Annotated in this window: 1 protein-coding gene; it reads right to left on the bottom strand. The window is 65.3% G+C overall.

The annotated features are described in order from the left end of the window. On the bottom strand, positions 1 to 501 hold a 501-nt coding region (locus ELR45_RS36985; protein ID WP_205856075.1), incomplete at its 3' end, for an intradiol ring-cleavage dioxygenase. Positions 502 to 527 lie beyond the last annotated feature (26 nt).

The following is a 527-nucleotide window of genomic DNA, read 5'->3' on the forward strand; positions in this document are numbered from 1 at the left end:
GGTGTCGTTGCGAGTGTTGCGGTTGGGGTGCTCGTCGTACGGCGAGATCGAGAAGACCGTGTCACTCAGCTCGTCGTCAAAGTAGAGCTGCGTGGTCAGCACATTCTCACGGTCGACGTGGACCTTCAGATGGATGTGAACCGTGCGGCCCGTGTACCAGCCCGGATAGATCGTGGTGAACTGGACGATCCCGTTCTCATCGGCCACCTGGGCGCCACGCAGGTAGGTGCCGTCGTCGCTCGGCTCGGCCTCTTGCACCCCCTCGCTGTAGGAGCCGTCGGACACTCCGCCGGCGCCTCCCGAAGCCACTTCGAAGCCGGAGTACATGCCTCCGGCGTCACAGTGCCAGATCTCCACCACGCTGTTCCCCAGCGGCTCACAGGACGCGTCCCACACACGCAGCGCAAGCTGGAGCGTCGTTCCTGGACGGTCCTCGCGGAGATCGCTGCGGATCGAGTCGACGTCGAACCAGTACGGGCCCTGCGTCGCCTCCCGCGTCAAGGAGCACGTCCCGGCCGAGTCCAGCA

It is taken from the genome of Phytoactinopolyspora endophytica (assembly GCF_004138495.1).
Taxonomy (GTDB): Bacteria; Actinomycetota; Actinomycetes; order Jiangellales; family Jiangellaceae; genus Phytoactinopolyspora; species Phytoactinopolyspora endophytica.